The organism is Candidatus Deferrimicrobiaceae bacterium (assembly GCA_035256765.1).
GTDB lineage: Bacteria > Desulfobacterota > Deferrimicrobia > Deferrimicrobiales > Deferrimicrobiaceae > CSP1-8.
Genome location: DATEXR010000047.1, coordinates 1 through 6,877 on the forward strand (window position 1 = coordinate 1; position 6,877 = coordinate 6,877).

The following is a 6,877-nucleotide window of genomic DNA, read 5'->3' on the forward strand; positions in this document are numbered from 1 at the left end:
GACACCGGAAAGGGGCAGAGGGTCGACGTCGCGGGCGCGGAGGCGATGATGAAATTCGTCGATTACAACATCACCTGGATGCATACCGCCGGCCGGGAGCGCCAGCGGACCGGCAGGTTCGACCCGGCCGTCTTCCCCTACACCTACATCCGATGCAGGGACGGCCACACCTTTATCGCGGCCTACAACAACGAGGCGTTCGAGTCGCTCATGCACATCATCGGGCGGCCGGAGTTGGCGAACGACCCGAGATTTTCCACCGGGCCGGACAGGACGAGGATCGAAAACGAGAAGGTCCTGCACGCGATCCTGGAGGAGTGGTCGGGAACGCGGACGGCCGACGAGATCCTCCGGGAAATCGAGGAGTACACGTCGAAGAAAAGCGGGCACGGGGCGGCTGTGGTGACGGGCCGGGTCAACCGGCCTTGCGAGACGCTCTCCGAGGAAAACTGGTGGGAGCGCGGCTGCTTCTCCCGGGTTTCCGACCCGGCCTACGGGAACCTCCTGCTTGCCGCTCCCCCCTGGAAAATGAGCGGGACCCCGCCCAGGATCCGGTCCGTCTGCCGCCCGCCGGGAGCCGACAACGAGGAGATCTATTCCGCCCGACTCGGCATGGCCGCGGAAGAGATACGGTCCCTTCGCGCGTGCGGCGTCCTGTAGGGCGAAAAAATAACCCCCTGGGGTAATGGAGGGAGCCCCAAGGGGTTGTAAGGTCGCCCGCTTTTTCCATGGCGGGGGTCGCGGGCGATCAGGCCTCTCCGGGGAGGAGAGGCAGCCGTATTCCGTCTTTTTCCCTATCGGTACTATCGGCAGGCCCTGCGCCGGACTTTAGGGGAAAAATCCCCCCCCCCAATTGGCGAACGTCGCCCCCCGTTGATAGACTCGTACTCGTCGGATTCCAAACGCTCCGAGGGCCCCTTGGAACATACCGCCGTTCTGCGAGACCTGGCCGTGGTGCTCGCCATCGCCACCGTCGTCGCCCTCATCTTCAGCCGGCTCCACCTGTCCGTGGTGGCGGCTTTTCTCGTGGCCGGGGCGATCCTGGGCCCCACGGGGGCGGGGTTGGTCTCGGAGGTCGGGGTGGTCGAGTCCCTGGCGGAGATCGGGGTGGTGCTCCTCCTGTTCACCGTGGGACTGGAGATCTCGCTTTCGGACCTGGTCAGGATGCGGCGGGAGGTGCTGTGGGCCGGGGGGGCGCAGGTTTCCGCCACGATCCTGTGCACCCTGCTGGTGCTCGCGCTCTGGGGCCTTCCCGTTCCGGAAGGATTGTTCATCGGATTCGTCGTCTCCCTCTCGAGCACGGCGATCGTCCTGAAGGTGCTTGCCGACCGGATGGAGATCGACACCGGGGCCGGCAGGATCACCATCGGCATCCTGATCTTCCAGGACCTGGCGGTCATCGCGATGATGCTCCTCATCCCCTCGCTGCGGCAGTGGGAGACGGCGAAGGGGACCGAGGTCTTCCTCACGCTGGCGAAGGCGGGAATCGGCGTCGCGGCGCTGCTCGTCCTGTCCCGGTTCCTCATCCCGCGGCTCTTGAAAGAGGTCATCCGGCTGAACAGCCGGGATATCCTGGCCCTCACGGTGCTGATGGTGGTCATGGGAACGGCCTTCCTCGCCCATCGGTGGGGGCTCTCCCTGGGACTGGGGGCCTTCCTGGCGGGGCTGGTCATCTCCGAGTCGGACTACGTCCACGAGATCGCGGCGCAGGTCATGCCGTTCCGTGACGTCTTCACCGGCGTCTTCTTCATCTCCGTGGGGATGCTCCTCGACCTTCCGTTTCTCGCCCGCAACATCCTCCTCATCCTGCCGATGGCGGCGGCGGTGGCCTTGCTCAAGACCTTCTCGGCCGGCGCCGCGATCCGGGCGCTGGTGCACCCGTGGCGCCTGGTGGTGATCGTCTCCGTCTCCCTCATGCAGATCGGCGAGTTTTCCTTCCTCCTCATGTCGGAGGGGCACCGGATCGGGCTCATCGGGCCGATCCAGTACCAGTTCCTGCTCGCCATCGCCATCCTGACCATGGTGGCGACGCCGTTCGTGATGAACGCCGGCCCGGGGATCGCAAACCGGTGGGAGCAATGGATGACGGGGGCGGCCGTCTTCCCGGAGAACCGGGAGGAGCGAGCCCTTCGGCAGAAGGGGAGGGAGAATCACGTGATCATCGCCGGATACGGGATGAACGGGAGGAATCTCGCCCGGGTCCTGAAAGCCACGCGCGTCTCGTACGTGGTCGTGGACATCAACGATGCCCAGGTCCGGGAAGCCCGGGCGGCGGGGGAGCCGATCTTTTACGGGGACGTCAACCGGCCGGAGATCCTCGACCGGTTGGGCGTCGATCGCGCCCGGATCCTGGTGCTCGCCATCTCGGATCCGATGGGCACGAGGCGGGCCGTCGCGATTGCGAGGAGGAGCAACCCGGCCCTGTTCATCCTCGTGCGGACCCGGTATGTGGCGGACGTGGACGATCTGATCGCCCTCGGGGCGAACGCGGTGATCCCGGAGGAATTCGAAACGTCCGTGGAGATCTTCTCGCGGGTCCTGGCCGAGTACCATGTTCCCGACCATATGATCCGCCAGCAGGAGGAGATCATCCGGAGCGGAACGTACCGGATCCTCCGCGAACGGGGGCCCATGCGCAGTGACGAGGTCCTGGCCGGCTTCGAGGAGTTCCTCCGCCGGAAGGTGATCGAGGTCTTCTACGTGGCGCCCTCCTCGGGCTGGGAGAGACGGACGGTGGGGGACCTCCCGGTGGGGAACGGCTCGGGGATCGTCCTGTTGGCCATCCTACGGAAGGACCGGGCGATCATCCAGCCGGAAAGGGACGAGGTCCTTCAGGTCGAGGACAAGCTCGTTCTCTTCGGCGGCCATGCCCCCCTGGCGGACGCGCTCTCGGCCCTGTCCCGCGCGCCCGGGGGATCGTAGAGGCGGAACATCCGGTCAGCGTTTCTCCCGGAACGACTGCTGCGTCCGTTTCAGATGCTCTTCGTGGGTCGCCTCCTCGCGGGAGAGGGTCCGGAAGATCTCCTTCGCCGGGGAGTCTTTCGCTTGCGCGGAGAGCTGTTCGTAGTGGGTGCGGGCGTGCGCCTCGGAGACGATCGCGAAGGTGAGGTAGTCGTCCAGGGACGACGTTTCGGTGAGACCGGCCCCCGCCAGGCGAGCCTTGTGCATCTTCCACGCCTCCGACCGGAAGGCCTTGATGATGTCCACATGGGAGAGGGTCTTCTCCGCGTCCTTGTTCGCTTCCGTGAAGATCTCCACGAGGCGCCCCACGTGCGACTCCTCCATCTCGGCGAGGTACCGCAGCAGACGCGCCGTCTCCTCGTCCTCCACGCGGTTGGCAAGCGTTGTGTACAGGTTCATCGCCTGGATCTCCATGAGGATGCACTGTTCCACGATCCTGTCGAAGCTTTCGGGGGCTTCCGGCATGTCACCTCCTCGCGAAATGTCCCGTCCCTCCGGGGAAGGTCGGGGGGATTTGCGGCGCGCCGGGGAAAGGGGGCATGGAATTTCCCGGCGGCGTGCTACTATAAGAAATCGTCCCGGATATTCTATCGTTACTCCATGCTTGACGGGAGGGGCTTTCGATGCGTTCCGCCGCCCACGCCGATCTTGCGAAGTACGAACGTGCCCTCGACCGGTATTTCCAGGTTCCCGCCTCCGCACGGAAGACCAAGGACAGGGAGAAGATCCTCAAGATCCTCGGGGTGGAAAACACGCACGAGTTCGTCACCATGCACATTCCGCTCTGGGAGGTGAAGATCGACGAACTCCTCGACCCCACGTGCACGGACATGCTTCCGATCAGCATATCGCATTCGTACGTCAACTGGGTCCGGGGAGCGATCCGGCTCATGCCGGGAACCGCCCGGGTCAAGATCTTCTCCTCCAAGCTGAAGGTGACGGGACTTCGGAAGGTGATCCTCCAGCTTCTCTCCCGGATGACCGGGGAAAACCACCACGACTTCGAGGTGACCGACGTCCAGCTCGTGGAGAAGGTGCACAAGGACACGCTCTTCCGGGTGCGCGACGAAAAAGGAAAGGAATATTCCCTCTACCTCTCGCGTTTCGGCTGCCTGGGGGAATACATCCACAGCGGCCTGCCGGGGTTGGTCGGCCTGCCCGTTCTCCCCGTCGTCCATCACGTGACCCCGCAGGGCGAGGAGATCCTCCTGAAGCCGAAGGAGGAAGGGGTGAACATCTATCTGGACGAGGGGGTCACGACCTCCCGGATCCTGCGGGAGTGGACCTGGTGGGTGGACGGGGTGGCGAGGCAGGACGCTTTGGGGGACTGCGTCGGGACGGCCCTGCGGTACGGCCACTACGTGGCGTCTCCGGGGAAGAAGGTGTACGTGATCGACAACATCGAACTGTTCCACCTGGACGACACCGACGTCCGGATCTTCGAGCCGATCCACGATTTCCTCCCCTGGAAGGTGTACCCCGACGACCAGGGGAAGCAGGACGCCCTCCGGGCGAGAATGCAGGCCGACTACGACAATGCGTACCGGGACCAGATGCGGATCATCATCCGGGAATGGGCGGAGATCGAGCGGTACCTCATCCAGATGCGCCGGCACATCCGGACCTACACGGGCGAGGTCTTCGAGAAGGTCCTGGGGAACGTCAAGGCCCGGGTGTTCGGGAAGCGATGAACGGGGGGGCCCTTTCCCCCGCGCCGTTCCGCCGAGGGGTCGGCCGCCTTCTCGCCGCCTCCTCTCTTCTGCTGGCCGCCTGTTCGTCCTTCTTCCAGACGAGCGTGCCGCAACGGGAAGGCTCCCTTTCCGTCCCCGGCCTGGCGGCCCCCGTCGAGATCGCCCGGGACGCGTACGGCATCCCCCACATCACCGCGGCGAACGACCACGACCTCTCCTTCGCGCAGGGGTTCGTCCACGCCCAGGACCGCCTTTTCCCGATGGACCTGGAGAGGAGGCTGGCCCGGGGGGAGCTGGCGGAGATTTTCGGCGAGGAAGCCCTTCCCGCCGACCGGCTCTTCCGGCACCTGGGGTTCGCGGCCCGGGCCCCCGGCCTGTTCGCCTCCCTGCCGGAGAAGTCGAAGGGGATCGTCCGGGCCTACTGCGAGGGAGTGAACGCGGCGATGGAGTCGCTGCGGGCCTGGCCGGTGGAGCTGCGCCTCCTGGACGCGGCTCCGCGAAGGTTCACCCCCGAGGACATCATCGCCATCGGTCTGCTGAAGTCGTTCGGCCTGGCCCAGTGGGGAGAGGAGATCGCGCTCTACCGGGCCGTTCAAAAGCTTTCCCGGGAGATGGCGGAAGACCTGATGCCCCGGGTCCCCCCCGATTCCCCCGTCATCGCTCCGGCGTTCGTCGCCTCGTCGCTTCCCGGAGTTTCGCCGTCGGTTCTCTCCGACGGCCTCGCGTCCCTTTCCCGGACGGTAGGGGATCTCCCCCGCGCGGGAGGCTCCAACGCCTGGGCCGTCTCGGGGGGGAAGAGCGCGACGGGGCGGCCGCTTCTGGCGAACGACCCCCACATCCTGCTCCCCTGCCCCTCTCTCTGGTACGAAAACCACCTGGTCGCCCCCGGCGTGGACGTCTACGGGGTCTCCTTCCCCGGCGCCCCCGGCGTGATCATCGGGCACAACCCCGGCATCGCCTGGGGGTTCACCAACGTGATGCTGGACGACGCGGACTTTTTCTTCGAGAGGGTGGACGGGGAGCGGGTGATGTTCCGCGGGAAATGGATCCCCATGACGAAGCGCGTCGAGAGGATCCGGGTCCGGGGGCGGAAGGAGGAGACGGTCACCGTGTGGGAGACGGCGCACGGCCCCGTCCTTTCCCCGGTCCTTGCGGGGGTGTCCGCCGCGCTGTCGTTCCGTTGGGTGGGGTTCGACGGCGGCGACCCGGTGGGCGCGCTGTACGCGTTGAACCACGCCCGCAACCGGATGGAGTTTCTGGATGCCGTCTCGCGGTTTCCCCACCCGGCCCAGAACATCGTGTACGCGGACCGGGAGGGGAACATCGGGGTGGTGATGGCCGGGAAGATCCCGGTGCGCAAGGGGGGAAGCGGCCTATTGCCGGTCCCCGGGGATACGGGGGAGTGGGAGTGGACCGGGACGGTCCCGTTCTCCGAAAACCCGAAGGTGTGGAATCCGCCGGAGGGCTACGTAGCCGCCGCCAACTTCCCCCCCGCGGAAAATTCCTACGGACATTACCTCTCCCGGCTTTACGAGCCGCCGGATCGCGGGAAGCGGATCCTCGGGATGCTCGCGGAGGGGGAGAAGTTCTCCGTGGAGAAGTTCGAGCGGATGCAGCGCGACGTTTTCCGGCCGGACGCGGCCCGGGCGGTTTCTCTCGCGGTCCGGGTGGCGAGGCTGCGGGAGAGGGAATCGCAGGACTTCGGGGACGCGGCGAGGATCCTCTCGGGGTGGGACCTGCGCGTATCCGGGGACAGCCCCGGCGCGTCGCTCTTCGAGGTCTTCTACGAAAAGATGATCGAGAACGCCTTCCGGGACGATCTGGGGCCGGAACTGTTCGAGGAGACGACCCGGACCTCGCGCCTCCTGTGGAACGCGATGGACCGGGCGATCGACCGGGGGGACTCCCCCTTCCTCGCGAACCGGGAGACCGGCTACAAGGAGACGCTCGACGATCTCGCCGCCCGCTCCCTCCTGGACGCGATGGCGTTCCTGAAATACCGCCTCGGGAATGTCTCCTCGACCTGGCGGTGGGACCGGCTCCACCAGGTGACCTTCGAGCACCCCTTCGGGAAGAAACGGTACCTCAGGCGGTGGTTCAACATCGGACCGCACCCCGTGCCGGGCGACGGGCGGACCGTCTTCAAGGAGGAGTTCCGCCACGGCACCGACTTCCACGTCCTGGTCGGGCCGTCGATGCGCCAGGTCGTCCCGCTCGGCTTCCGG

The 6,877-nt window shown here is 66.2% G+C and carries 5 protein-coding genes; 4 read left to right on the forward strand and 1 reads right to left on the reverse strand.

What is annotated here, in order from left to right:
* Positions 1-660 (forward strand): CoA transferase (locus tag VJ307_01485; protein ID HJX72800.1); only part of this gene is annotated, 660 nt, incomplete at its 5' end.
* Between the two features lie 258 nt (positions 661-918).
* Positions 919-2,922, forward strand: coding sequence for a cation:proton antiporter (locus tag VJ307_01490; protein ID HJX72801.1), 2,004 nt, complete (start codon positions 919-921; stop codon positions 2,920-2,922).
* 15 nt (positions 2,923-2,937) lie between these two features.
* Here the strand turns inward: VJ307_01490 and VJ307_01495 are convergent, their stop codons facing one another.
* A complete protein-coding gene (locus VJ307_01495; GenBank protein ID HJX72802.1) occupies positions 2,938-3,426 on the reverse strand; it encodes a ferritin family protein in 489 nt (162 codons plus the stop codon).
* Positions 3,427-3,584: 158 nt separating this feature from the next.
* Between VJ307_01495 and VJ307_01500 the strand changes: the two genes are divergently transcribed.
* Together VJ307_01500 and VJ307_01505 are read left to right on the forward strand one after the other, a co-directional pair.
* Positions 3,585-4,652: a hypothetical protein gene (locus VJ307_01500; protein HJX72803.1), complete on the forward strand. Its 1,068-nt coding sequence runs from the start codon at positions 3,585-3,587 to the stop codon at positions 4,650-4,652.
* Positions 4,649-6,877: penicillin acylase family protein (locus VJ307_01505; GenBank protein HJX72804.1), on the forward strand; the 2,229-nt coding region annotated here is incomplete at its 3' end. The genes VJ307_01500 and VJ307_01505, both read left to right, overlap by 4 nt.

Bases quoted from the DNA above. Each gene is read 5' to 3' on its own strand.
- VJ307_01495 (HJX72802.1), bottom strand. From the start codon at position 3,426: ATGCCGGAAGCCCCCGAAAGCTTCGACAGGATCGTGGAACAGTGCATC.
- VJ307_01500 (HJX72803.1), top strand. From the start codon at position 3,585: ATGCGTTCCGCCGCCCACGCCGATCTTGCGAAGTACGAACGTGCCCTC.